Here is a 25876-nt window from a genome sequence, read left to right as displayed (position 1 = left end):
TGCGACGAGGTTTATTTCCATGGCACTGACACGCGAACAGCAAATTGCAGCCCTCGAGAAAGACTGGGCCGAGAACCCGCGCTGGAAAGGCGTGACCCGTACCTACACCGCCGCCGATGTCGTTCGCCTGCGTGGCTCGCTGCAGCCTGAGCACACCTTTGCTCGTGAAGGCGCAGACAAACTGTGGAAGCTGGTCACCCAAGGTGCCCACCCGTCCTTCCGCCCTGAAAAAGATTTCGTCAACTGCATGGGCGCCCTCACCGGCGGCCAAGCCGTGCAGCAGGTAAAAGCCGGCATCCAGGCCATTTACCTGTCCGGCTGGCAGGTGGCCGCAGACAACAACTCGGCCGAGTCCATGTACCCTGACCAGTCGCTGTACCCGGTCGATTCCGTACCGACCGTGGTCAAGCGCATCAACAACGCCTTCCGCCGCGCCGACCAGATCCAGTGGAAAGCCGGCAAGAACCCGGGCGACGATGGCTACATCGACTACTTCGCCCCGATCGTAGCGGATGCTGAAGCCGGTTTCGGCGGCGTGCTGAACGCCTACGAACTGATGAAGAACATGATCGAAGCAGGCGCCGCTGGCGTGCACTTCGAAGACCAGTTGGCCTCGGTTAAAAAATGCGGCCACATGGGCGGCAAGGTACTGGTACCGACCCAGGAAGCCGTGCAGAAGCTGGTTGCCGCCCGCCTGGCAGCTGACGTTGCTGGCGTGCCGACCATCATCCTGGCCCGTACCGACGCCAACGCCGCCGACCTGCTGACCAGCGACTGCGATCCGTACGACCAGCCGTTCGTGATTGGCGAGCGCACCCGTGAAGGCTTCTACAAGGTACGCGCCGGCCTCGACCAGGCCATCGCCCGCGGCCTGGCCTACGCCCCGTACGCCGACCTGATCTGGTGCGAAACCGCTAAACCGGACCTGGACGAAGCCCGTCGCTTCGCCGAAGCCATCAAGAAGGAATACCCGGACCAGTTGCTGTCGTACAACTGCTCGCCGTCCTTCAACTGGAAGAAGAACCTGGATGACGCCACCATCGCCAAGTTCCAGCGCGAGCTGTCGGCCATGGGCTACAAGCACCAGTTCATCACCCTGGCCGGCATCCACAACATGTGGCACGGCATGTTCAACCTGGCGCACGACTACGCCCGCAACGACATGACCGCCTACGTGAAGCTGCAGGAGCAGGAATTTGCCGATGCCAGCAAGGGCTACACCTTCGTGGCGCACCAGCAGGAAGTGGGTACCGGCTACTTTGACGACATGACCACCGTGATTCAGGGTGGTGCTTCGTCGGTGACCGCGCTGACCGGTTCGACCGAGGAAGAGCAGTTCCACTGATAGTGGGGTGCTGATACTGGAGGCCCGGGGCTTGCGAAAGCCCCGGGCTTTTTTGTTGCCTGTGGCGGCCTCTCGCGGATAAATCCGCTCCTACAGGTTATGCACTGCCCTTGTAGGAGCGGATTCATCCGCGAGGGGCCGGCACAGGCAAAAGCAAAACCCACGATCAGGTCTATGCTTGTGTCAGCACAAGTAGCAAGGACCGCCCATGCTTCGTCCAAGCCACCTGATCGTCATCGCCCTGGCCGCCGCTGCCTTCTATCTATATGCACTGGCCACCGGCAACACCCTGCTCGCCCTGCTGGCCAAGCCCGTCCCGGTGCTGGCGCTGATTGCCTGGCTGAGCACCACACCCGCCACCGCTTACCGCCGCTGGATCATCATCGGCCTGGCCTTCTCGGTACTGGGCGACATCTTGCTGGCCATCCCCGCCGACCTGTTCGCATTCGGCCTTGCCGCCTTCCTGTGCGCCCATCTGGCCTACCTGCGCGCCTATTGCGGCAAAACCCTGCGCCCGGCCCTGCCCGCCCTGATACTCAGCGGCCTCATCGGCACGGCACTTTTTGCAGTGCTGGCCAGCCATGGTCTCGGGACGCTGCTGATTCCGGTAGCACTTTACGCCCTGGCCATCAGCGCCATGCTCTGGCGGGCGCTGGCCTGCGGCGGCCTGGCCACCCTCGGTGCCGGCCTGTTCGTCTTTTCGGACAGCCTGATCGGCATCGACAAGTTCGTCAGCCCATTCGCTGCCGCCCCCTACCTGATCATCCTTGCCTACTGGCTGGGCCAGTGGGCAATCGCCTCATCTGGGAGTTCAAGCGTAATCGATAAACCATTGATCCAGAGCGGTGCGCGAGGTGCCGGAAACTGCTAGAACAAGAGTCTTTCGCATTTGCAAGAGGGGGTCAGCGCAGATGAACTTTGCAAGAAGCAGAAAAGATGAAGTTTCAGGCATCAGTTCAAATGCTATTAATTATCATTACGAACTTAGCATTTCGTTACATCACGCAAGAAACATAATTAACAAAACCGCGCGCAATGCCCGAATCTCAAGGCTTTCAGCCAGTTACAAGCGCCTTTTGTACTTAATCCTACGAATAAATTTGCAACGGAAAATTTACTTGCACCGGGTTTACCCATAAAATCAGCGCGATTGATTCAGCTGCGACATTTGGTCACTGCACCTGCGACACCACGTCGCCGCTCTACTTATTTCAGACTGCAGAGCCGGGTCTCTGTATAAGGATTTCTAGCATGTCCGATTCGGCAGGACTCATCGCCCACAACTGGGGCTTTGCCATCTTCCTTCTGGGTGTCGTCGGCCTGTGTGCCTTCATGCTCGGCCTGTCCAGCCTGCTTGGTAGCAAGGCCTGGGGCCGCGCCAAGAACGAGCCCTTCGAATCCGGCATGCTGCCCGTCGGCAGCGCCCGCCTGCGCCTGTCCGCCAAATTCTATCTGGTCGCGATGCTGTTCGTGATCTTCGATATCGAAGCCCTATTCCTGTATGCATGGTCTGTGTCCGTCCGCGAAAGCGGCTGGACCGGATTCGTCGAAGCTCTCATTTTCATAGCAATTCTGTTGGCGGGTCTTGTCTACCTATGGCGTGTCGGTGCCCTTGACTGGGCTCCCGAAGGTCGCCGCAAGCGGCAAGCGAAGCTGAAACAATGAGGCTTTGTCATGCAATACAATCTCACCAGAATCGATCCGGATGCACCCAACGAGCAGTATCCGGTCGGTGATCGGGAAACCGTCACTGACCAACTGCTAGAGGACCAGGTCCACAAGAACATCTACATGGGGAAACTCGAAGATGTGCTGCGTGGCGCGGTCAACTGGGGGCGCAAGAACTCCCTCTGGCCGTACAACTTCGGCCTGTCCTGCTGCTACGTGGAAATGACCACGGCCTTCACGGCACCCCACGACATCGCCCGCTTCGGCGCCGAAGTCATCCGGGCCTCGCCGCGTCAGGCCGACTTCATGGTCATCGCCGGTACCTGCTTCGTGAAAATGGCGCCGATCATCCAGCGCCTGTACGAGCAGATGCTCGAGCCGAAGTGGGTCATCTCCATGGGGTCGTGTGCCAACTCCGGTGGCATGTACGACATCTACTCGGTCGTTCAGGGGGTCGACAAGTTCCTCCCCGTGGACGTCTATGTGCCTGGCTGCCCGCCACGCCCTGAGGCTTTCCTGCAAGGCTTGATGCTGCTGCAGGAGTCGATCGGCCAAGAACGACGCCCGCTTTCCTGGGTTGTTGGTGATCAAGGTATTTACCGTGCCGAGATGCCAGCCCAGAAAGACCTGCGTCGTGAGCAGCGCATTGCCGTGACCAACCTGCGCAGCCCCGACGAAGTCTGATCCAGCGACCTGCCGCCCGCTCCCGAACGAGCCGGCGGCCTGGCTTCATTCTTAACGTTGACCCAAAGCGACCGAGACCATGACAGCGGACAACGCTATTTATATTCCGCCCTACAAGGCAGACGACCAGGATGTGGTCGTCGAACTGCACAACCGTTTTGGCGCCGAAGCATTCGTCGCCCAGGAAACCCGCACCGGCATGCCCGTGCTGTGGGTCAAGCGCGCCCAGCTCAAAGAAGTGCTGAGCTTCCTGCGTGGCGTCGCCAAACCGTACAGCATGCTGTACGACCTGCACGGCGTCGACGAACGCCTGCGTACCCAGCGCCGCGGCCTGCCTGCCGCCGACTTCAGCGTGTTCTACCACCTGCTGTCGGTTGAGCGTAACAGCGACGTAATGATCAAGGTGTCGCTCAGCGAAGGCGACCTGAACCTGCCGACCGTGACCGGTATCTGGCCGAACGCCAACTGGTACGAGCGCGAAGTCTGGGACATGTTCGGCATCGACTTTGCCGGCCACCCGCACCTTAGCCGCATCATGATGCCGCCCACCTGGGAAGGTCACCCGCTGCGCAAGGATTACCCGGCCCGCGCCACCGAGTTCGACCCCTACAGCCTGACCCTGGCCAAGCAGCAGCTTGAAGAGGAATCGGCACGCTTCAACCCGGAAGCCTGGGGCATGAAGCGTCAGGGCGCCAACGAGGACTACATGTTCCTCAACCTCGGCCCCAACCACCCGTCCGCCCACGGTGCGTTCCGTATCGTGCTGCAACTGGACGGTGAAGAGATCGTCGACTGCGTCCCGGACATCGGCTACCACCACCGTGGCGCCGAGAAAATGGCTGAGCGCCAGTCGTGGCACAGCTTCATCCCCTACACCGACCGTATCGATTACCTCGGCGGGGTGATGAACAACCTGCCGTATGTGCTCGCAGTGGAAAAGCTGGCCGGTATTCAGGTGCCGCAGAAGGTCGACGTGATTCGCATCATGCTCGCCGAATTCTTCCGCATCACCAGCCACCTGCTGTTCCTGGGTACCTACATCCAGGACGTCGGCGCCATGACCCCGGTGTTCTTCACCTTCACCGACCGCCAGCGCGCCTACACCGTGATCGAAGCGATCACCGGTTTCCGCCTGCACCCGGCCTGGTACCGCATCGGTGGCGTCGCCCACGACCTGCCCCGCGGCTGGGACAAGCTGGTCAAGGACTTCGTCGAGTGGCTGCCCAAGCGCCTGGACGAGTACACCAAGGCCGCACTGCAAAACAGCATCCTCAAGGGCCGTACCATCGGCGTCGCCGCCTACAACACCAAGGAAGCGCTGGAATGGGGCACCACCGGTGCCGGCCTGCGCTCCACCGGCTGCGACTTCGACCTGCGTAAAGCGCGCCCCTACTCCGGCTACGAGAACTTCGAGTTCGAAGTACCGCTGGCCCACAACGGCGATGCCTACGACCGCTGCATGGTCCGTGTCGAAGAGATGCGCCAGAGTATCCGCATCATCGACCAGTGCCTGCGCAACATGCCGGAAGGCCCGTACAAGGCGGACCACCCGCTGACCACGCCGCCGCCGAAAGAGCGCACCCTGCAGCACATCGAAACCTTGATCACGCACTTCCTGCAAGTCTCGTGGGGCCCGGTCATGCCGGCCAACGAGTCGTTCCAGATGATCGAAGCGACCAAGGGCATCAACAGTTACTACCTGACGAGCGATGGCGGCACCATGAGCTACCGCACCCGGATCCGTACCCCGAGCTACCCGCACCTGCAGCAGATCCCTTCGGTGATCAAAGGCAGCATGGTCGCGGACCTCATCGCGTACCTGGGCAGTATCGACTTCGTTATGGCTGACGTGGACCGCTAAGCATGAACAGCACGCTTATCCAAACCGACCGTTTCGCCCTGAGCGAAACCGAGCGCTCGGCCATCGAGCACGAGATGCATCACTACGAGGACCCGCGCGCGGCGTCCATCGAAGCCCTGAAGATCGTCCAGAAGGAACGTGGCTGGGTGCCGGACGGCGCCATCCACGCCATCGGCGAGGTGCTGGGCATCCCGGCCAGCGACGTCGAAGGTGTGGCCACGTTCTATAGCCAGATCTTCCGCCAGCCGGTCGGCCGCCACATCATCCGCGTGTGCGACAGCATGGTCTGCTACATCGGCGGGCACGAGTCCGTGGTCAGCCAGATCCAGAGCGAGCTGGGCATCGGCCTGGGCCAAACCACCCCGGACGGCCGCTTCACCCTGCTGCCGGTGTGCTGCCTGGGCAACTGCGACAAGGCCCCGGCGCTGATGATCGACGACGACACCTTTGGCGACGTGCAGCCTGCTGGCGTTACCAAACTGCTGGAGGGTTACGTATGACCATCACTTCCTTCGGCCCGGCCAACCGCATCGCGCGCTCGGCCGAAACCCACCCGCTGACCTGGCGCCTGCGTGATGACGGCGAGCCGGTCTGGCTGGCCGAATACGAGGCCAAGAACGGCTACGCCGCTGCCCGCAAGGCACTGGCGCAGATGTCCGCCGACGACATCGTGCAAAGCGTCAAGGACTCCGGCCTCAAGGGCCGTGGTGGCGCGGGCTTCCCCACTGGCGTGAAGTGGGGCCTGATGCCCAAAGACGAATCCATGAACATCCGTTACCTGCTGTGCAACGCGGACGAAATGGAGCCCAACACCTGGAAGGACCGCATGCTGATGGAGCAACAGCCCCATCAGCTGGTCGAGGGCATGCTGATCAGCGCCCGCGCCCTGAAGGCCTACCGTGGCTACATCTTCCTGCGTGGCGAGTACACCACCGCGGCGAAAAACCTCAACCGCGCCATCGACGAAGCCAAGGCCGCCGGCCTCCTGGGCAAGAACATCCTCGGTTCGGGCTTCGACTTCGAGCTGTTCGTGCACACCGGTGCCGGGCGTTACATCTGCGGTGAAGAAACCGCGCTGATCAACTCCCTGGAAGGCCGCCGCGCCAACCCGCGCTCCAAGCCGCCCTTCCCTGCCGCCGTGGGCGTGTGGGGCAAGCCGACCTGCGTGAACAACGTCGAAACCCTGTGCAACGTGCCGGCCATCGTCGCCAACGGCAACGACTGGTACAAGTCGCTGGCCCGCGAAGGCAGCGAAGACCACGGCACCAAGCTGATGGGCTTCTCCGGCAAGGTGAAGAACCCGGGCCTGTGGGAACTGCCATTTGGCGTTAGCGCCCGCGAACTGTTCGAAGACTACGCCGGTGGCATGCGCGACGGCTTCAAGCTCAAGTGCTGGCAGCCAGGCGGCGCCGGTACCGGCTTCCTGCTGCCCGAGCACCTCGACGCCCAGATGTACGCCGGCGGCATCGCCAAGGTCGGCACCCGGATGGGTACCGGCCTGGCCATGGCGGTGGACGACAGCATCAACATGGTCTCGCTGCTGCGCAACATGGAAGAGTTCTTTGCCCGCGAGTCGTGCGGCTGGTGCACCCCATGCCGTGACGGCCTGCCGTGGAGCGTCAAGATGCTGCGCGCCCTGGAAAAAGGCCAGGGCCGCGCCGAAGACATCGAGACCCTGCTGGGCCTGGTCAACTTCCTCGGCCCAGGCCGCACCTTCTGTGCTCACGCACCGGGTGCCGTCGAGCCGCTGGGCAGTGCCATCAAATACTTCCGGTCGGAATTCGAGGCCGGTGTCGCGCCAGCAAGTGCTGCCGATGCCCTGCGCCCGAATCTGGCGAAGCCGATTGTGGTCGGCGCATAACAAGATGAAACGCGGGTGGTCCGTGCCTCCCGCCGGCCTCGCAGGCGCGCGTCTTGACGCGCGCCGCAGGCCCACCGATTTCCATTAGCCACGCCCGCTCACGCGGGCCAACGAAGAACTTTGAACCATGGCCACTATCCACGTAGACGGCAAAACGCTCGAAGTCAACGGTGCAGACAACCTGTTACAGGCCTGTCTGTCGCTCGGCCTCGACATCCCTTATTTCTGCTGGCACCCGGCGCTTGGTAGCGTCGGTGCTTGCCGGCAATGTGCGGTCAAGCAGTACACCGACGAGAACGACACCCGTGGTCGTATCGTCATGTCCTGCATGACCCCTGCCTCCGACGGCACCTGGATCTCCATCGACGATGACGAGTCCAAGGCGTTTCGCGCCAGCGTCGTCGAATGGCTGATGACCAACCACCCGCACGACTGCCCGGTGTGCGAGGAAGGCGGCCACTGCCATTTGCAGGACATGACGGTAATGACCGGCCACAACGAGCGCCGCTACCGTTTCACCAAGCGTACCCACCAGAACCAGGACCTCGGCCCGTTCATCGCCCACGAGATGAACCGCTGCATCGCCTGCTACCGCTGTGTGCGCTACTACAAGGACTACGCCGGCGGCACCGACCTGGGCGTATACGGCGCCCACGACAACGTGTACTTCGGCCGCGTTGAAGACGGCGTGCTGGAGAGCGAATTCTCCGGCAACCTCACCGAGGTCTGCCCGACCGGTGTGTTCACCGACAAGACCCACTCCGAGCGCTACAACCGCAAGTGGGACATGCAGTTTGCCCCGAGCATCTGCCATGGCTGCTCCAGCGGCTGCAACATCAGCCCAGGTGAGCGCTACGGCGAACTGCGCCGTATCGAAAACCGCTTCAACGGTTCGGTGAACCAGTACTTCCTGTGCGACCGTGGCCGCTTCGGCTATGGCTACGTCAACCGCACCGACCGCCCACGCCAGCCACGCTTGGCCGACGGCAGCAAGCTGAGCCTGGACGCCGCCCTGGACAAGGCCGCCGACCTGCTGCGCGGCCGCACCATCGTCGGTATCGGCTCCCCACGCGCCAGCCTCGAAAGCAACTACGGCCTGCGCGAGCTGGTCGGCGCCGACTACTTCTACTCGGGCATGGAGGCTGGTGAGCTGGCCCGCGTGCGCCTGGCCCTGAACGTGCTGAACAACAGCCCGCTGCCGGTGCCAACCCTGCGCGACATCGAAGACCACGACGCCGTGTTCGTGCTGGGTGAAGACCTCACCCAGACTGCTGCCCGCGTTGCCCTGGCCGTGCGCCAGGCCACCAAAGGCAAGGCCGAAGCCATGGCCGAGGCCATGAAGGTTCAGCCGTGGCTGGACGCCGCCGTGAAAAACATCGGCCAGCACGCGCTGTACCCGCTGTTTATTGCCTCGCTGGCTGAAACCAAGCTGGACGACGTTGCCGAAGAGTGCGTGCACGCCGCCCCGGCCGACCTGGCCCGCATCGGTTTCGCCGTGGCCCATGCCATCGACCCGAGCGCCCCGGCTGTTGAAGGCCTGGACACCGAAGCGAAGGCACTGGCCCAGCGTATCGCCGACGCCCTGGTAGCGGCCAAGCGCCCACTGGTGGTTGCCGGTACTTCCCTGGCCGACCCGGCCCTGATCGAAGCCGCCGCCAACATCGCCAAAGCCCTGAAGCTGCGCGAGAAGAACGGCTCACTGAGCCTGGTGGTGCCGGAGGCCAACAGCCTCGGCATGGCCATGATGGGTGGTGAATCCGTCGATGCGGCCCTGGACGCCGTCATCAGCGGCAAGGCCGATGCCATCGTGGTACTGGAAAACGACCTGTACGCCCGCGTACCGGCCGCCAAGGTCGACGCTGCCCTGGCTGCGGCCAAGGTGGTGATCGTTGCCGACCACTCCAAAACCGCCACCCTGGACCGCGCCCACCTGGTGCTGCCGGCCGCCTCCTTCGCCGAAGGCGACGGTACCCTGGTCAGCCAGGAAGGCCGCGCCCAGCGTTTCTTCCAGGTGTTCGACCCGCAATACCTGGACAGCAGCATCCAGGTCCACGAAGGCTGGCGCTGGATGCACGCCCTGCGTGCCACCCTGCTGAACAAGCCGGTCGACTGGACCCAGCTGGACCACGTCACCAGCGCCTGCGCCGAAGCAGCGCCGCAACTGGCCGGCATCGTCAACGCCGCGCCAAGCGCCGCGTTCCGCATCAAGGGCATGAAACTGGCCCGTGAGCCGCTGCGCTACTCCGGCCGCACCGCCATGCGCGCCAATATCAGCGTGCACGAGCCGCGTACCCCGCAAGACAAGGACACCGCGTTCGCCTTCTCGATGGAAGGCTACTCGGGTTCTGCCGAACCGCGCCAGCAAGTGCCGTTCGCCTGGTCGCCGGGCTGGAACTCGCCGCAAGCCTGGAACAAGTTCCAGGACGAGGTCGGTGGCCACCTGCGTGCCGGTGACCCGGGCGTGCGCCTGATCGAATCCGAGGGTGACAAGCTGGCCTGGTTCACCGCCATCCCGGGCGCGTTCAACCCGGCCCGCGGCACCTGGACCGCCGTACCGTTCTTCCACCTGTTCGGCAGCGAGGAAAGCTCGTCGCGCGCCGCCCCGGTGCAAGAGCGCATCCCGGCGGCCTACGTTGGCCTGGCCAAGTCCGAAGCCGACCGCCTGGGCGTCAACGACGGCGCGCTGCTGAGCCTGAACGTCGGCGGCGTTGCGCTGCGCCTGCCGCTGCGTATCAATGAAGAGCTGGGCGCTGGCCTGGTTGCGTTGCCCAAAGGCCTGGCCGGCATTCCGCCCGCCATCTTCGGTGCATCCGTAGAAGGCCTGCAGGAGGCAGCACAATGAGCTGGTTCACCCCCGAAGTGATCGATGTGATCCTCACCGTGGTTCGGGCCGTCGTGGTCCTGCTCGCGGTGGTGGTCTGCGGCGCGCTGCTCAGCTTCGTCGAACGCCGCCTGCTGGGCTGGTGGCAGGACCGCTACGGCCCGAACCGTGTCGGCCCGTTCGGCATGTTCCAGATCGCCGCCGACATGCTGAAAATGTTCTTCAAGGAAGACTGGAACCCGCCCTTCGTCGATCGCATGATCTTCACCCTGGCGCCAGTCGTGGCCATGAGTGCCCTGCTGATCGCGTTCTGCGTCATCCCGATCACCCCGCTGTGGGGCGTCGCCGACCTGAACATCGGCCTGCTGTTCTTCTTCGCCATGGCCGGCCTGTCGGTGTACGCGGTGCTGTTCGCCGGCTGGTCGTCGAACAACAAGTACGCCCTGCTGGGCAGCTTGCGTGCCTCGGCGCAGACCGTGTCGTACGAAGTGTTCCTGGGCCTGGCGCTGATGGGCGTGGTGGTGCAGGTGGGCTCGTTCAACATGCGCGACATCGTTGAATACCAGGCCCAGAACCTGTGGTTCATCATTCCGCAGTTCTTTGGCTTCTGCACCTTCTTCATCGCTGGCGTTGCCGTGACTCACCGTCACCCGTTCGACCAGCCGGAAGCGGAACAGGAACTGGCAGACGGCTACCACATCGAGTACGCCGGCATGAAATGGGGCATGTTCTTCGTCGGTGAGTACATCGGCATCATCCTCATCTCGGCGCTGCTGGTAACCCTGTTCTTCGGTGGCTGGCACGGCCCGTTCGGCATCCTGCCGCAAGTGCCGTTCCTGTGGTTCGCGCTGAAAACCGCGTTCTTCATCATGCTGTTCATCCTGCTGCGCGCCTCGATCCCGCGCCCGCGCTATGACCAGGTGATGGACTTCAGCTGGAAGTTCTGCCTGCCGCTGACCCTGATCAATTTGCTGGTGACCGCTGCGATCGTGCTTTACAACACGTCAGCCGTCGCGGCCCAGTGAGGATTTGACCCATGTTCAAATATATCGGCGACATCGTTAAGGGCACCGGCACCCAGCTGCGCAGCCTGGCCATGGTGTTCTCCCACGGGTTCCGCAAGCGCGACACCCTGCAATACCCCGAAGAGCCCGTGTACCTGCCGCCGCGCTACCGCGGCCGCATCGTCCTCACCCGCGACCCCGATGGCGAGGAGCGCTGCGTAGCGTGCAACCTCTGCGCGGTGGCCTGCCCGGTTGGCTGCATCTCGCTGCAGAAGGCCGAAACCGAGGATGGCCGTTGGTACCCGGAGTTCTTCCGCATCAACTTCTCGCGCTGCATTTTCTGCGGCCTGTGTGAAGAGGCGTGCCCGACCACTGCGATCCAGCTGACTCCGGATTTCGAAATGGCCGAGTTCAAGCGTCAGGACCTGGTGTACGAGAAAGAAGACCTGCTGATTTCCGGCCCCGGCAAAAACCCTGACTACAACTTCTACCGTGTTGCGGGTATGGCCATCGCTGGCAAGCCGAAAGGCTCTGCGCAGAACGAAGCCGAGCCGATCAACGTGAAGAGCTTGCTCCCATAAGGACAGAAAGATGGAATTCGCTTTCTACTTTGCATCCGGGATCGCCGTGGTCTCCACTCTGCGAGTGGTGACCGGCACCAACCCCGTGCACGCCCTGCTCTACCTGATCATTTCGCTGATTTCCGTGGCAATGATCTTCTTCGCCCTGGGTGCGCCGTTTGCCGGCGCCCTGGAAGTGATCGCCTATGCCGGCGCCATCATGGTGCTGTTCGTGTTCGTGGTGATGATGCTCAACCTCGGGCCGGCTTCGGTCGCCCAGGAACGGGGCTGGCTCAAGCCCGGCATCTGGGCCGGGCCGGTGATCCTCGCAGCCCTGCTGCTGGCGGAGCTGCTGTACGTGCTGTTTGTCGCCCCGAGCGGCGCGGCCATCAGCGGCACCACCGTGGACGCCAAGGCCGTGGGCATCAGCCTGTTCGGGCCTTACCTGCTGGTGGTCGAACTGGCCTCGATGCTGCTGCTGGCGGCAGCCGTCACCGCCTTCCACCTGGGCCGCAACGAGGCGAAGGAGTAAATCATGGGTGCTATCCCTCTCGAGCATGGCCTGGCGGTCGCCGGTGTCCTGTTCTGCTTAGGCTTGGTTGGCCTGATGGTCCGCCGCAACATCCTCTTCGTGCTCATGAGCCTGGAAGTCATGATGAACGCCTCTGCCCTGGCGTTCATCGTCGCCGGTGCCCGTTGGGTGCAGCCCGACGGCCAGGTGATGTTCATTCTGGTGATCAGCCTGGCAGCCGCCGAGGCCAGTATTGGCCTGGCGATCCTGCTGCAGTTGTATCGCCGCTTCCACACTCTCGACATCGATGCTGCCAGTGAGATGCGCGGATGAACCTTATCTTCCTGACTTTCGTCTTCCCCCTCATCGGCTTCCTGCTGCTGTCGTTCTCGCGGGGGCGGTTCTCGGAGAACCTGTCCGCGCTGATCGGCGTTGGCTCGGTGGGCCTTTCGGCGGCCGTGGCCGCCTACGTGATCTGGCAGTTCAACGTCGCGCCGCCTGAAGGTGGCGCGTACAGCCAGCTGCTGTGGCAGTGGATGTCGGTGGACGGCTTTGCGCCGAACTTCACCCTGTACGTGGATGGCCTGTCGGTCACCATGCTGGGGGTGGTCACCGGCGTGGGCTTCCTGATCCACCTGTTCGCCTCCTGGTACATGCGTGGCGAAGCCGGTTACTCGCGCTTCTTCTCGTACACCAACCTGTTCATCGCCAGCATGCTGTTCCTGGTGCTGGGCGACAACCTGCTGTTCATCTACTTCGGCTGGGAAGGCGTGGGCCTGTGCTCGTACCTGTTGATCGGTTTCTACTACAGCAACCGCAACAACGGTAACGCAGCACTGAAGGCCTTCATCGTCACCCGCATCGGCGACGTGTTCATGGCCATCGGCCTGTTCATCCTGTTCGCCCAGCTGGGTACCCTGAACGTGCAGGAGCTGCTGGTGCTGGCACCGCAGAAGTTCCAGGCAGGTGACACCTGGATGGTACTGGCCACCCTGATGCTGCTGGGTGGCGCGGTCGGTAAATCGGCCCAGCTGCCGCTGCAAACCTGGCTGGCCGACGCAATGGCCGGCCCTACCCCGGTTTCGGCGCTGATCCACGCGGCCACCATGGTGACCGCGGGTGTGTACCTGATTGCCCGTACCAACGGCCTGTTCCTGCTGGCGCCGGACATCCTGCACCTGGTCGGCGTTGTCGGCGGCGTGACCCTGGTACTGGCCGGCTTCGCCGCGCTGGTGCAAACCGACATCAAGCGTATCCTCGCCTACTCGACCATGAGCCAGATCGGCTACATGTTCCTGGCCCTGGGCGTGGGTGCCTGGGACGCGGCGATCTTCCACCTGATGACCCACGCCTTCTTCAAGGCGCTGCTGTTCCTTGCCTCCGGTGCGGTGATCAACGCCTGCCACCACGAGCAGGACATCTTCAAGATGGGCGGCCTGTGGAAGAAACTGCCGTTGGCCTACGCCAGCTTCGTGGTCGGTGGCGCTGCCCTGGCAGCCCTGCCAATCGTCACCGTGGGCTTCTACTCCAAGGACGAGATCCTCTGGGAAGCCTTCGCCAGCGGCCACACCGGTTTGCTGTACGCCGGCCTGGTCGGTGCGTTCATGACCTCGCTGTACACCTTCCGCCTGATCTTCATCGCCTTCCACGGCGAAGCCAAGACCGAGGCCCACGCTGGCCACGGCATCAGCCACTGGCTGCCGCTGGGCGTGCTGATCGTGCTGTCGACCGCCGTCGGCGCCATGATCCACCCGCCACTGGCCGGTGTACTGCCTGAAAGCGCCGGCCATGCTGGCGGCGAAGCCAAGCACTCGCTGGAAATCGCCTCGGGCGCCATCGCCATCGCCGGTATCCTGCTGGCTGCAGTGCTGTTCCTGGGCAAGCGCAGCTTCGTCAGCAGCATTGCCAACAGCGGCATCGGCCGCGTCCTGTCGGCCTGGTGGTACGCCGCCTGGGGCTTCGACTGGATCTACGACAAGCTCTTCGTCAAACCGTACCTGCTGATCTGCCACATCCTGCGCAAGGACCCGGTAGACCGCAGCATCGGCCTGATCCCTCGGATGGCACGTGGCGGCCACGTCGCCATGAGCAAGACCGAGACCGGCCAGCTGCGTTGGTACACCGCTTCTATCGCCGTGGGTGCCGTGCTGGTGCTCGGCGCCGTGGTAGTGGCTGCGGTATGACTCTGAATCTTGCGACTTTGCCAAAGGAAACCAACCCGTCATGATTTTGCCTTGGCTGATCCTGATCCCCTTCATCGGCGGCTTCCTGTGCTGGCTGGGTGAGCGCTTCGGCGCCACCCTGCCGCGCTGGATCGCGCTGCTGACCATGTCCCTGCTGCTCGGCATCGGCCTGTGGCTGTGGGGCACCGGCGACTACACCCTGGCCCCCGCTCCGGGCGCCGAGCCTGCCTGGGCACTGGAATACAAAGTCCAGTGGATCCAGCGCTTCGGCATCAGCATCCACCTGGCCCTGGACGGCCTGTCGCTGCTGATGATCCTGCTCACCGGCCTGCTCGGTGTGCTGTCGGTACTGTGCTCCTGGAAAGAGATCCAGCGCCACGTCGGCTTCTTCCACCTCAACCTGATGTGGATCCTGGGCGGCGTGGTCGGTGTGTTCCTGGCCCTCGACCTGTTCCTGTTCTTCTTCTTCTGGGAAATGATGCTGGTGCCGATGTACTTCCTCATCGCGCTCTGGGGCCATAGCTCGGCGGATGGCAAGAAGACCCGGATCTACGCGGCGACCAAGTTCTTCATCTTCACCCAGGCCAGCGGCCTGATCATGCTGGTGGCGATCCTCGGCCTGGTACTGGTCAACTACAACAGCACCGGCGTGATCACCTTCAACTACAGCGACTTGCTCAAGGCCGAACTGCCGGCCGGTACCGAGTACCTGCTGATGCTGGGCTTCTTCATCGCCTTCGCGGTGAAGCTGCCGGTGGTGCCGTTCCACTCCTGGCTGCCTGATGCGCACGCCCAGGCACCGACCGCAGGTTCCGTGGACCTGGCGGGTATCTTGCTGAAGACCGCGGCCTACGGCCTGCTGCGCTTCGCACTGCCGCTATTCCCGAACGCCTCGGCCGAGTTTGCGCCAATCGCCATGACCCTGGGCCTGATCGGTATCTTCTACGGCGCCTTCCTGGCCTTCGCGCAAACCGACATCAAGCGCCTGATCGCCTTCTCCAGCGTTTCGCACATGGGCTTCGTGCTGATCGGTATCTACTCCGGCAGCCAGCAAGCCCTGCAAGGCGCGGTGATCCAGATGCTGGCCCACGGCCTGTCGGCTGCCGCGCTGTTCATCCTGTCCGGCCAGCTGTACGAGCGCCTGCACACCCGTGACATGCGCCAGATGGGCGGCCTGTGGCACCGCATCGCCTACCTGCCGGCCATCAGCCTGTTCTTTGCCGCCGCATCGCTGGGCCTGCCTGGCACCGGCAACTTCGTCGGCGAGTTCCTGATCCTGCTGGGCAGCTTCGTGCATGTACCGTGGATCACCGTAATCGCCACCACCGGCCTGGTGTTTGGTTCGGTGTACTCGCTGATCATGATCCACCGCGCCTACTTCGGCCCGGCCAAGTCCGACGCGGTGCTGGCCGGCATGGACGGCCGCGAGCTGATCATGGTCCTGGGCCTGGCGGTGCTGCTGATTTTGCTGGGCGTGTACCCGCAGCCGTTCCTCGACACCTCTGCCGCCACCATGAGCGGTGTGCAGCAGTGGCTCGGCTCCGCTTTCACTCAACTCGCTTCGGCACGGTAAGAGCGCTATGGAATTCACCACTCAACACTTCATCGCATTGGCGCCGATGCTGATCACCACCATCACCACGGTGGTGGTGATGCTGGCGATCGCCTGGAAGCGCAACCACTCGCAAACCTTCCTGCTGTCCACCGTGGGCCTGAACCTGGCCCTGCTGTCGATTTTGCCGGCGCTGAAGGTCGCGCCGCTGGCGGTGACCTCGCTGGTGACCATCGACAAGTTCGCCTGCCTGTACATGGCGATCATCCTGGTGGCGACACTGGCCTGCGTCACCCTCGCCCACGCCTACCTGGGCGAAGGGGCCAAGGGTTTCCCGGGCAACCGTGAAGAACTCTACCTGCTGCTGCTGATGTCGGCTCTGGGTGGCCTGGTGCTGGTCAGCGCCAACCACCTGGCTGGCCTGTTCATCGGCCTGGAGCTGCTGTCGGTGCCGGTGTACGGCCTGGTGGCGTATGCGTTCTTCAACAAGCGCTCGCTGGAAGCCGGCATCAAGTACATGGTGCTGTCGGCCGCAGGTTCGGCCTTCCTGCTGTTCGGCATGGCGCTGCTGTACGCCGATGCCGGCAGCCTGACCTTCGACCAGCTGGGCAAAGCCCTGGCCGCCACCAGCATGCCGAGCATGCTGGCGCAGCTGGGCCTGGGCATGATGCTGGTCGGCCTGGCCTTCAAGCTGTCGCTGGTACCGTTCCACCTGTGGACCCCGGACGTATACGAAGGCGCCCCGGCGCCGGTTGCCGCCTTCCTGGCCACCGCCAGCAAGGTTGCCGTGTTCGCCGTGGTGGTACGCCTGTTCATGCTCTCCCCTGCCGCCAGCAGCGGCGTGCTGAGCACCGTGCTGGCCGTCATCGCCGTAGCGTCGATCCTGGTCGGTAACCTGCTGGCGCTGACCCAGAGCAACCTCAAGCGCCTGCTCGGTTACTCGTCCATCGCCCACTTCGGTTACCTGGTCATCGCACTGGTCGCCAGCAAGGGCCTGGCCCTGGAAGCCATGGGCGTGTACCTGGTCACCTACGTGATCACCAGCCTCGGGGCATTCGGCGTGATCACCCTGATGTCGTCGCCTTACGCTGGCCGTGACGCCGACGCACTGTACGAGTACCGCGGCCTGTTCTGGCGCCGCCCGTACCTGACCGCCGTACTCACCGTGATGATGCTGTCGCTGGCCGGTATCCCGCTGACCGCGGGCTTCATTGGCAAGTTCTACATCATCGCCACGGGCGTTGAGTCGCACCTGTGGTGGTTGGTGGGTGCGTTGGTGATCGGTAGCGCCATCGGCGTTTACTACTACCTGCGCGTCATGGTCACCCTGTACCTGGTCGAGCCGAACCTGCGTCGCCACGATGCCCCGCTGAAGTGGGAACAGCGCACCGGCGGCGTGATGCTGCTGGCCATCGCCATTCTCGCCTTCGTGCTGGGTGTGTACCCGCAGCCGTTGCTGGAAATGGTTCAGCAGGCTGGCCTACAGCTGATCGGCTGATGCAAAAACCCCGCTACGGCGGGGTTTTTCATTTGTGGGGCATTACAGATCGATCACTGTGCTTCGTCTGCCATTTGCAGCGTCAGACTCCCGCACTCGATCTGGAACCTCGCCCCCATGCGCCCCACCCTCCCGTATTCCCTGCTGGCCCTGTTCGTCGCCAGCACTGCCCAGGCCGCCGGCCGCATCGAACTCGACCAGGTACTGATCGAGGACAAACAGCAGACCGAACTGGAAAGCGCCACCGAGCGGCTGCACGAAATCCCCGGTGCCAGCAACCTGGTGGACATGGGCAAAGTGGAACAAGGCCGCGTGGCCAGCAATCAGGATGTGCTGGCCTACCAACCCGGCGTTTTCGCCCAGTCGGCCGGTAACGATGGCATCAAGCTGTCGATCCGCGGCTCGGGCATCAACCGGGCGCCGGGCGCGCATGGTTCGGGCGTATACACGATGTTCGACGGCCTGCCGCTGACCGGCCCCGGCGGCACCCCGTACGAGCTGTTCGAGCCGCTGTGGCTGAGCCGCGCCGAAGTGCTGCGCGGTGCCAATGGTTTTGACCAGGGTTCGCTGGCCCTCGGCGGTGCCATCAACTACGTCACCCACACCGGTTACGATGCCGCGCCGCTGCAGGTGCGCTATGAGGTGGGCAGCCGCGGCTATCAGCACCGGCACATCAGCTCTGGCCAGGTGCTGGGCAACCTCGACTACTACGTGGCCCTGACCGACTCGGAGTACGACGGCTACCAGGCGCACAGCAGCGGCAGCTCAAAGGGCATTGCGGCCAACGTCGGCTACCGCTTCAACCCCAACCTGGAAACCCGCTTCTACCTGCGTTACCGGGAAACGGAAAACGAACTGGCCGGCCGCCTGACCAAAGACCAGATCAAACACGACCCGCGCGCTGCCAACGCCGCCTACCTGGCCCGCGACGACAGCCGCCCGCAACCGGGCAGCACCTGGGTGGGCAACAAGACTACCTTCTACCTCGATGACGACGCCCGCGTGGAAGCCGGGCTGGTGTACCACGACTTCCCGATGGACCTGCGCGAAGGCCCGATGCGCCTGAAAGTCGCCTACACCGACGTCAGCGGCACGCTAAACTATTTGCGCCGCGACACCCTGTTCGGCCACGAAAGCAAGACTACCGTGGGCTGGCGCACCACCAAGCACCTGCCCAATAGCGGCGCCTCGCAGTTTGCCCGCACCAGTGGCGACAACTTTGGTGCCCGCAGCCGCGACTTCAGCTACCAGGGTTCCGATACCGTGCTGCATGCCGGCAATGACCTGGAACTGGTCCCGGACCTGTGGCTGACCACGGGCCTGGCCATGATCTACACCCGCCGCGAAAGCGACGTGACCTACCCGGCAACCGGCGGCAAGGTCAGCCAGCACGACTGGGACTATGCACCGCGCCTGGGCCTGCGCTATGACATCAACCCGCAACTGCAGGTATACGGCAACCTCAGCCGCTCGGTTGAGCCGCCGCACCCATGGTCGTTGATCTGGAGTTCCACCTCCAATACCCAGCCGATCGAGATGCAGAACCAGACCGCCACCACGCTGGAGCTGGGCGCCCGCGGCGATTCGGCCCTGGGGCATTGGGACCTGGCCTGGTACTACTCGCAAGTGCGCCATGAGCTGCTGGCCGTGGAGATCGTGCAAGGCCTGCCGGCCAAGGAGTTCAACGCCAGCGCCACCGTGCACCAGGGGGTGGAAGCCGGGTTGGACAGCACCTTGTGGGAACGCCCCGGCACCGGCAAGTTGAGCCTGCGCCAGGCGTATACCTTCAGCGACTTCCACTACCGGGACGATGATGAGTTCGGCGACAACCGCTTGCCGGGCATCCCCATGCATTACTACCAGGCCGAACTGCGCTACGACTGGCCGAGTGGGCTCTATGCCGGGGTCAACACGCAGATGGCGTCGAAGGTGCAGGTGGACTACGCCAACAGCTACCACGCCGACGCGTATGCCCTGCTAGGTGCGCGGCTGGGCTGGAACTCGCCGAAGCAGGATTGGCAAACCTGGCTGGATTTGCGCAACCTGACCAACAAGCGTTATGCGGCGACGGTGACGCCGGGGTATGACGATGCGGGGCAGGATGTTGCGCGGTCTACGCCTGGGGAGAGTTTTGGGGTGTATGCGGGGGTTTCGTATAGTTTTCGGTAGGTTTGGGGGATCGAGCGCCGCTGCGCGCCGCATCGCGGATAAATCCGCTCCTACACAGGCGCTGTAGGAGCGGATTTATCCGCGATGCGGCGCCAATATTTCACGAAGGCAACTGCACCTGCGGCTTGGTCGCCGCAAAAATACCCCAACTCGAAATGAACAACGCCGCAATCAACGGCCCGATCACAAAGCCATTCAGCCCAAACACCGCCAACCCGCCCAGGGTGGACACCAGGATCAGGTAATCCGGCATCCGCGTGTCCTTGCCCACCAGGATCGGCCGCAGCACGTTGTCCACCAGGCCAATCACCAGCACGCCGAAGGCCGTCAGGATAATCCCCTGCCACAGCGCGCCGGTCAGCACGAAGTAAGCCGCCACCGGCGCCCAGACGATACCCGCCCCCACCGCCGGCAGCAGCGAAAGAAACGCCATCAGCACCGCCCACACCAGCGCGCTGGGGATATCCAGCACCCAGAAGATGAACCCGCCCAGCGCCCCCTGGGTAATGGCCACCAGCACATTGCCCTTCACCGTCGCCCGCACGACGCGGTTGAACTTCAGCTGAAGGCGGCGCTTCTGATGCTCCGGCAGTGGCACCGCCAACCGCACACGCCGCGCCAGTTCCGGGCCTTCGCGTAAAAAGAAGAACAACAGGTACATCATGATGCCAAAGCTGACCAGAAACTCGAACGTGCCCTGGCCAAAGCTGTACGCCTGGCTGGCCAGCACCTGGCTGCCTTGGGTGGCCCATTTCATGATCTTTTCGCGCAGCCCGTCGAGGTTGCCCATGCCCACGCTGTCCAGGCCATGCTGGGCGAACGCCGGCAGCATGTCTTTGCCTCGCTCCACATAACCGGCAATGTCCAGCTGCCCGCTTTCGATGCGCTGGTACAACGTGGCCCCCTCCTGCACCAACAGTGCGCTGGTGATGATGACCGGCAAAATGGCCACCAGCAGGCACACCAGCAGCGTGGTGGCCGCCGCCAGGTTGCGGCGCCGGCCAAAGCGGATCAGCAGGTGGCGCTGCAAGGGCGCAAACAGGATACCGAGAATCACCGCCCAGAAGATTGCGCCGTAATACGGTAGCAGTATCCAGGCAAAAGCTATCGAAACCAGCGCCAGCAACACGGCGAGGGCTCTGTTCTGTAAAGCGGCTTCGTTCATGGCAGTTCCTTGAGTGTCATGGATATTAGTGCGCGCCATCACAGCAAAAGTGCCGCTGTGCCCTTGATTCAGATCAACACGCCACCCGTCGCCACGCCTTAGCATCCGCGCTTTTGCCCCGGTGCACCCATGACCCTTCCCGCCAAGCCCGAATTGCTGGCCCCCGCCGGCACCCTGAAAACCATGCGCTACGCCTTTGCCTACGGTGCCGACGCGGTTTATGCCGGGCAGCCGCGCTACAGCCTGCGGGTGCGCAACAACGAATTCGACCACACCAACCTGGCCTTGGGCATCCAGGAGGCACACAGCCTGGGCAAGCGCTTTTACGTTGTTGTCAACATCGCCCCGCACAACGCCAAGCTCAAGACCTTCCTCAAAGACCTGGCCCCGGTGATCGACATGGCGCCGGATGCACTGATCATGTCCGACCCTGGCCTGATCATGCTGGTGCGCCAGCACTTCGCGCACATGCCGGTGCACCTTTCAGTGCAGGCCAACACGGTCAACTGGGCCAGCGTGCAGTTCTGGCAGCAGATGGGCCTGAGCCGGGTGATCCTGTCGCGGGAACTGTCATTGGAGGAAATCGGGGAAATCCGCCAACAGGTACCGGGCATGGAACTGGAAGTGTTCGTCCATGGTGCCTTGTGCATGGCGTATTCAGGCCGGTGCCTGCTGTCCGGTTACCTGAACAAACGCGATGCCAACCAGGGCAGCTGTACCAACGCCTGCCGCTGGAAGTACGAAGCTACGCCCGCCACGGAAAACACCACGGGAGACATCGTCCACGTGGTCGAGCCAACGCTGGGCCTGGGCGCCCCCACCGACCAGGTGTTCCTGCTGCAGGAAAACAACCGCCCGGGCACCGAAATGCCAGCGTTCGAAGACGAACACGGCACCTACATCATGAACGCCAAGGACCTGCGCGCCATCCAGCACGTGGAGCGCCTGGCCGCCATGGGCGTGCATTCGCTGAAAATCGAAGGCCGTACCAAATCGCATTTCTACTGCGCCCGCGCCGTGCAGGCCTATCGCCAGGCCATTGACGACGCCGCGGCCGGTCGGCCTTTTGACAGGACGCTGATGGGCAACCTGGAATCGCTGGCCCATCGCGGCTACACCGAAGGGTTCCTGCGCCGCCATGTGCACGATGAATACCAAAACTACCTGCGCGGAAACTCGGCATCCGAACGCCAGCAGTTCGTCGGGGAACTGACTGGCACGCGAGTGAACGGCCTTGCCGAAGTGAAGGTGAAGAACCGCTTTGCCGTGGGGGACCACCTGGAGCTGATGACACCCGCCAGCAATTACCATTTTGCCCTTGAGTACATGGGCGGCTCGCATCAACAGGCCGTCCAGGTGGCGCCTGGCGATGGCCATACGGTTTACCTGCCGGTGCCCGAGCAGGTGCCGTTGGCGTATGGCCTGCTTCTGCGTGACCTGCACACAGGCACGTGACTATTTCAGTTTGATCCGGGTGAGTGAGTGGCATGACCACCTGGCCAGGTCCAGCAAGAGCTGTTCGCGAACATTCGCAAAGCGCGTCGGGTCGAAGCGGTAGGCGGTGCCGATGTTCCACACCACAATCTCACGCTGGGTTTCGCTCCAGAAATCGAAATCGCGAATTTCTACCGACGCGTTCATTCGAAAGGCATAGACCGCCAGATGGATCTGGCCGTCCTCATCTTTCTGGCAGGGCGTGACCAAGAATGTCGAAGACCGGCCATCCTCCGTTCCCCTCTCGAGAAACCGCTTGGCATCCTGCGTGCCGCGCAACTCACCCAGCGCATCGCGCGCAAGCGCTGCCAGCACTGCCGGTGTGCTGCCTGCGCCAATGGGGGCCAGTTGATCATCGAAATCCGCAAAGTCATTAATGACCTGCGCTGGATGCTCGAGGGTGGCCAAGCGAGTGCAACCGTGTTTTTCCATGCGGTTGCGCACGTGATCAAACCAACTCTTCCAGAGCTCGTGACGATTGTATGAGCGGTCGGCGAATGATTCGGCATGGTTGAGCAGGCACTGCACGTCGCCAAGCTCTTCTTCCGAAAGATTTGCGCCGAGGCCGATGAGGTTTGCGTCTGAGTACGCCAGTGAAACCAGGGTTTTAGTCATGATGATGAGTCCGCCAATGCGTTAGGTAGGTCACATGCTAGGGGTTGCTGTGATAGCGTCGGCATCGGGAAGCCACACCTCAGGCCCAAGGCAGGCCGGCGCCTGCATTTGCAACGGAGTTATTCGACCATGCTGCGTAAACACCTGATCACCCTCGGCCTGCTGGCCGCCACCGGCCTGGCCCAGGCGGGCGAAACCATCGATGTCTACCGCGACCCCAACTGCGGTTGCTGCAAGCAATGGATCAAGCACCTGAGCGACAACGGCTTTACCGTCAATGACCATGTCGAACCGAACATGAGTGCCGTCAAACAGCGCCTGGGCGTGGCGCCACGCCTTGCGTCATGCCATACCGGCGTGATCAATGGCAAGTTCGTCGAAGGCCACGTACCGGCCGAGCAGGTCCGGTTGCTGGCCAAACGCAACGACCTCAAAGGCCTGGCCGTACCCGGCATGCCCATGGGTTCACCCGGCATGGAAATGGGCGACCACAAGGACGCCTACCAGGTCATCGGTGTGACTCAGGAGGGCCAGGACACCGTGGTTGCCACTTACTGATGCTCAGCTTGTGGGCGCTGTTTTTCAGCGCCTTCGGCGCCGCCACCCTGCTGCCGCTGCAATCGGAAGCCGTGCTGGTGGGGTTGCTGTTGCGCCAGCCCGACGCCTGGCTGACGCTGTTGCTGGTGGCCACGGTCGGCAATGTGCTCGGTTCGGTGGTCAACTGGGTGCTGGGCCGGGCGATCGAGCATCTGCGCGACAAACGCTGGTTCCCTTTCAGCGCCGCCCAGCTTGAACGTGCCCAGCAGCGCTACCAGCGCTGGGGGCAATGGTCGCTGCTGCTCAGCTGGATGCCGGTGATCGGCGACCCACTGACCTTGATCGCCGGGATCATGCGTGAGCCGTTCTGGCGCTTCCTGTTGCTGGTGACACTGGCCAAGGCCGGCCGCTACAGCGTGGTGGCGATGGTGACCCTGGGTTGGTTTCACGCTTGGTAACACCTTTAACGTTTCAGGATGTGCACTGACTGTTAAAGTCGCCATTTCCTACATGGCCCTACATGGAGTGCCCCCATGCTGCGCACAACTGCCCTGGCCCTGGCCTGCCTCGTCGGCGCCCCGGCCATCGCTGCCGATGCCCCCACTTATGGCAAACAGCTCGAAGGTTTCAACTACCCTCACCCTCTGAAACATTTTGACTTCCAGTCCCAGGGCCAGGCGCTGCAGATGGGCTACATGGACGTGCCCGCCAAAGGCCAGGCCAACGGCCACAGCGTGGTGCTGATGCACGGCAAGAACTTTTGCGCCGCCACGTGGGAAACCACCATCGACGCGTTGAGCCAGGCCGGTTACCGGGTTATCGCGCCGGACCAGGTCGGCTTCTGCACGTCGAGCAAGCCGGCGTATTACCAGTACAGCTTCCAGCAACTGGCCAGCAACACCCACGCCCTGCTCGAACAACTCGGTATCGAAAATGCCATCATCCTTGGCCACTCTACCGGTGGCATGCTGGCCACGCGCTATGCACTGATGTACCCGCAGCAGGTCGAACGGCTGGCCATGGTCAACCCGATCGGCCTGGAAGACTGGAAAGCCATGGGCGTACCGTACCGCACGGTGGACCAATGGTACGCGCGCGAACTCAAACTCGATGCCGAGGGCGTGCGCGAGTATGAACGCAAAACCTACTACGCCGGGCGCTGGAAGCCCGAGTACGAGCGCTGGGTACAGATGCTGGTGGGCCTGAACCAAGGCCCGGGGCATGAGGCGGTGGCGTGGAACTCGGCGCTGATCTACGACATGATTTTCACCCAGCCGGTGTACCACGAGTTCAAGGATTTGAAGATGCCGACCCTGCTGCTGATCGGCGACCAGGACACCACGGCCATTGGCAGTGACATTGCCCCGCCAGAAGTGAAAGCGAACCTGGGCAAATACAAAGAGCTTGGGCCGCAGGTGGCGAAGCTGATCCCGCAAGGTGAGCTGATCACCTTCGAAGGCATGGGGCATGCACCCCAGATCGAAGAGCCCAAGCGCTTCAACCGGACGCTGATCGAGTGGTTGCAGCGGCCTTGATACCGGCAAGGCATGCGCAATACCTGTAGGAGCGGCTTTAGCCGCGAAGCAAGCGACGCGGTGCCTGGCACCGGCTTTGCCGGTGATCGCGGCTGAAGCCGCTCCTGCACAAAGGGCTGTGCAAGACAACTGGCCTTCAGCGCGTCCATACCTGCTGTTCGGTCCAGCCCAGTTCAGCAAAGTCCTGGGCGCGCAGCGCGGCCTCTTCTTCGCAGAAAAACTCATCCAGCTGGGGTGGGCGCACCGCCGTGTCGCTGAGCATCGCGTGCACCTGCCCACGGTGGTGGATCTGATGCTCGAACAGGTGCGCCAGCAACCGCAGCCTCGGCTCGCGCTGCACGCGGTCGGGGCGCACGATGCTTACATACCGGGCCAGCTGGTCGTCGTGCAACCCACCACAGTAAGCAATCAGGCGGTGATCGGTCTGGGCCTGCTCGGCATGCAGGTCGGTGCAGGTGGCAAATGGCTGCTCCGGGTCGAAGAAGCGCTCGCCATCGGGCATCGGCGCCTCGCCGCGCTGTTCACACTCCAGCATGTGCAAATAAAACCAGTCCACCGTCAACAGGTGATTGAGCGTGGCCTTGATCGAGGGGAAAAAGCTGCACCGGGGAGCGACGAATTCGTCATGGGTGAGTTGCAGGCAGGCTTTGTACAGGCGGTGATTGGCCCAGCCATTGTTGAATGCCTGGGTCAGCAGATGGTGCGACAACGGGTCCATGGTTATGCTCCTTCACAGTTGCATCGCCGGATACCGTTGAGTGTAGAGCGCATGGCTGGATAAGACAGGGCTGGCCCAGCGCTCAGGCCAGCCAA

The 25876-nt window shown here is 63.0% G+C and carries 23 protein-coding genes; 20 read left to right on the top strand and 3 right to left on the bottom strand.

All coding sequences use genetic code 11. The features are described from left to right. Nucleotides 1–19 precede the first annotated feature (19 nt). The 16 genes from aceA (at nucleotide 20) to PVV54_RS09825 (ending at nucleotide 19717) form a co-directional block, all read left to right on the top strand. A complete protein-coding gene (gene aceA, locus PVV54_RS09900) occupies nucleotides 20–1345 on the top strand; it encodes an isocitrate lyase (protein WP_274909745.1) in 1326 nt (441 codons plus the stop codon). Between the two features lie 208 nt (nucleotides 1346–1553). Then, nucleotides 1554–2216 carry a lysoplasmalogenase gene (locus tag PVV54_RS09895; protein WP_274909744.1) on the top strand — a complete coding sequence of 221 codons (663 nt, stop codon included), beginning with the start codon at nucleotides 1554–1556 and terminating at the stop codon, nucleotides 2214–2216. A gap of 380 nt (nucleotides 2217–2596) precedes the next feature. Next, nucleotides 2597–3010: an NADH-quinone oxidoreductase subunit A gene (locus tag PVV54_RS09890; protein WP_028692461.1), complete on the top strand. Its 414-nt coding sequence runs from the start codon at nucleotides 2597–2599 to the stop codon at nucleotides 3008–3010. 9 nt (nucleotides 3011–3019) lie between these two features. After that, nucleotides 3020–3697 carry a NuoB/complex I 20 kDa subunit family protein gene (locus PVV54_RS09885; protein WP_029614113.1) on the top strand — a complete coding sequence of 226 codons (678 nt, stop codon included), beginning with the start codon at nucleotides 3020–3022 and terminating at the stop codon, nucleotides 3695–3697. 79 nt (nucleotides 3698–3776) lie between these two features. Beyond that, nucleotides 3777–5558, top strand: coding sequence for an NADH-quinone oxidoreductase subunit C/D (nuoC, locus tag PVV54_RS09880; RefSeq protein WP_274909743.1), 1782 nt, complete (start codon nucleotides 3777–3779; stop codon nucleotides 5556–5558). Nucleotides 5559–5560: 2 nt separating this feature from the next. Beyond that, nucleotides 5561–6058, top strand: a complete 498-nt coding sequence (gene nuoE, locus PVV54_RS09875) for an NADH-quinone oxidoreductase subunit NuoE (protein WP_008096184.1) — start codon at nucleotides 5561–5563, stop codon at nucleotides 6056–6058. Next, nucleotides 6055–7419, top strand: a complete 1365-nt coding sequence (gene nuoF / locus PVV54_RS09870) for an NADH-quinone oxidoreductase subunit NuoF (RefSeq protein ID WP_274909742.1) — start codon at nucleotides 6055–6057, stop codon at nucleotides 7417–7419. The genes nuoE and nuoF overlap by 4 nt, the downstream gene beginning before the upstream one ends. 127 nt (nucleotides 7420–7546) lie before the next feature. Then, on the top strand, nucleotides 7547–10261 hold the full coding sequence (nuoG, locus tag PVV54_RS09865) for an NADH-quinone oxidoreductase subunit NuoG (protein ID WP_274909741.1): 2715 nt from the start codon (nucleotides 7547–7549) through the stop codon (nucleotides 10259–10261). Then, entirely contained in the window at nucleotides 10258–11265 is a 1008-nt protein-coding gene (gene nuoH / locus PVV54_RS09860; RefSeq protein ID WP_274909740.1) for an NADH-quinone oxidoreductase subunit NuoH, read from the top strand. Before nuoG ends, nuoH begins: the two co-directional genes overlap by 4 nt. A gap of 11 nt (nucleotides 11266–11276) precedes the next feature. Next, a complete protein-coding gene (gene nuoI, locus PVV54_RS09855; RefSeq protein ID WP_003251442.1) occupies nucleotides 11277–11825 on the top strand; it encodes an NADH-quinone oxidoreductase subunit NuoI in 549 nt (182 codons plus the stop codon). A gap of 10 nt (nucleotides 11826–11835) precedes the next feature. Then, nucleotides 11836–12336, top strand: coding sequence for an NADH-quinone oxidoreductase subunit J (nuoJ, locus tag PVV54_RS09850; RefSeq protein ID WP_274909739.1), 501 nt, complete (start codon nucleotides 11836–11838; stop codon nucleotides 12334–12336). A 3-nt stretch (nucleotides 12337–12339) separates the two neighbouring features. Beyond that, nucleotides 12340–12648: an NADH-quinone oxidoreductase subunit NuoK gene (gene nuoK / locus PVV54_RS09845; RefSeq protein ID WP_274909738.1), complete on the top strand. Its 309-nt coding sequence runs from the start codon at nucleotides 12340–12342 to the stop codon at nucleotides 12646–12648. Further along, nucleotides 12645–14498 carry an NADH-quinone oxidoreductase subunit L gene (gene nuoL / locus PVV54_RS09840; protein ID WP_274909737.1) on the top strand — a complete coding sequence of 618 codons (1854 nt, stop codon included), beginning with the start codon at nucleotides 12645–12647 and terminating at the stop codon, nucleotides 14496–14498. The genes nuoK and nuoL overlap by 4 nt, the downstream gene beginning before the upstream one ends. 40 nt (nucleotides 14499–14538) lie before the next feature. Next, nucleotides 14539–16071, top strand: coding sequence for an NADH-quinone oxidoreductase subunit M (gene nuoM / locus PVV54_RS09835; RefSeq protein WP_274909736.1), 1533 nt, complete (start codon nucleotides 14539–14541; stop codon nucleotides 16069–16071). A 7-nt stretch (nucleotides 16072–16078) separates the two neighbouring features. Beyond that, a complete protein-coding gene (nuoN, locus tag PVV54_RS09830) occupies nucleotides 16079–17548 on the top strand; it encodes an NADH-quinone oxidoreductase subunit NuoN (RefSeq protein WP_274909735.1) in 1470 nt (489 codons plus the stop codon). A 117-nt stretch (nucleotides 17549–17665) separates the two neighbouring features. Next, complete coding sequence (locus PVV54_RS09825; RefSeq protein ID WP_274909734.1) at nucleotides 17666–19717, top strand: TonB-dependent receptor family protein; 2052 nt, start codon at nucleotides 17666–17668, stop codon at nucleotides 19715–19717. A 100-nt stretch (nucleotides 19718–19817) separates the two neighbouring features. Here PVV54_RS09825 and PVV54_RS09820 read toward each other — a convergent pair whose 3' ends face one another. Further along, entirely contained in the window at nucleotides 19818–20882 is a 1065-nt protein-coding gene (locus PVV54_RS09820; RefSeq protein ID WP_274909733.1) for an AI-2E family transporter, read from the bottom strand. Nucleotides 20883–21011: 129 nt separating this feature from the next. Here PVV54_RS09820 and trhP point away from each other — a divergent pair, with 129 nt between their 5' ends. Continuing rightward, the gene (trhP, locus tag PVV54_RS09815) at nucleotides 21012–22337 is read left to right on the top strand and encodes a prephenate-dependent tRNA uridine(34) hydroxylase TrhP (protein WP_274909732.1); all 1326 of its coding nucleotides are present in this window, start codon (nucleotides 21012–21014) and stop codon (nucleotides 22335–22337) included. On the opposite strand, the gene PVV54_RS09810 is transcribed toward trhP, so the two are convergent. Then, complete coding sequence (locus PVV54_RS09810) at nucleotides 22338–22991, bottom strand: hypothetical protein (RefSeq protein WP_274909731.1); 654 nt, start codon at nucleotides 22989–22991, stop codon at nucleotides 22338–22340. Between the two features lie 129 nt (nucleotides 22992–23120). Between PVV54_RS09810 and PVV54_RS09805 the strand changes: the two genes are divergently transcribed. The 3 genes from PVV54_RS09805 to PVV54_RS09795 all read left to right on the top strand — a co-directional run bounded on the left by PVV54_RS09805 (nucleotide 23121) and on the right by PVV54_RS09795 (nucleotide 25063). Next, nucleotides 23121–23549 (top strand): DUF411 domain-containing protein, encoded by a 429-nt coding sequence (locus tag PVV54_RS09805; RefSeq protein ID WP_274909730.1) that lies wholly within the window; start codon nucleotides 23121–23123, stop codon nucleotides 23547–23549. After that, entirely contained in the window at nucleotides 23549–23986 is a 438-nt protein-coding gene (locus PVV54_RS09800; protein ID WP_274909729.1) for a YqaA family protein, read from the top strand. Before PVV54_RS09805 ends, PVV54_RS09800 begins: the two co-directional genes overlap by 1 nt. 75 nt (nucleotides 23987–24061) lie before the next feature. Next, nucleotides 24062–25063 (top strand): alpha/beta fold hydrolase, encoded by a 1002-nt coding sequence (locus PVV54_RS09795; protein ID WP_274909728.1) that lies wholly within the window; start codon nucleotides 24062–24064, stop codon nucleotides 25061–25063. Between the two features lie 136 nt (nucleotides 25064–25199). On the opposite strand, the gene PVV54_RS09790 is transcribed toward PVV54_RS09795, so the two are convergent. Further along, nucleotides 25200–25781, bottom strand: coding sequence for a DinB family protein (locus tag PVV54_RS09790; RefSeq protein ID WP_274909727.1), 582 nt, complete (start codon nucleotides 25779–25781; stop codon nucleotides 25200–25202). Nucleotides 25782–25876 lie beyond the last annotated feature (95 nt).

The sequence above is a fragment of the Pseudomonas sp. PSKL.D1 genome (assembly GCF_028898945.1).
GTDB lineage: Bacteria > Pseudomonadota > Gammaproteobacteria > Pseudomonadales > Pseudomonadaceae > Aquipseudomonas.
Note: the sequence above shows the minus strand (reverse complement) of the source record. Positions and strands in the feature narration are given on the sequence as shown.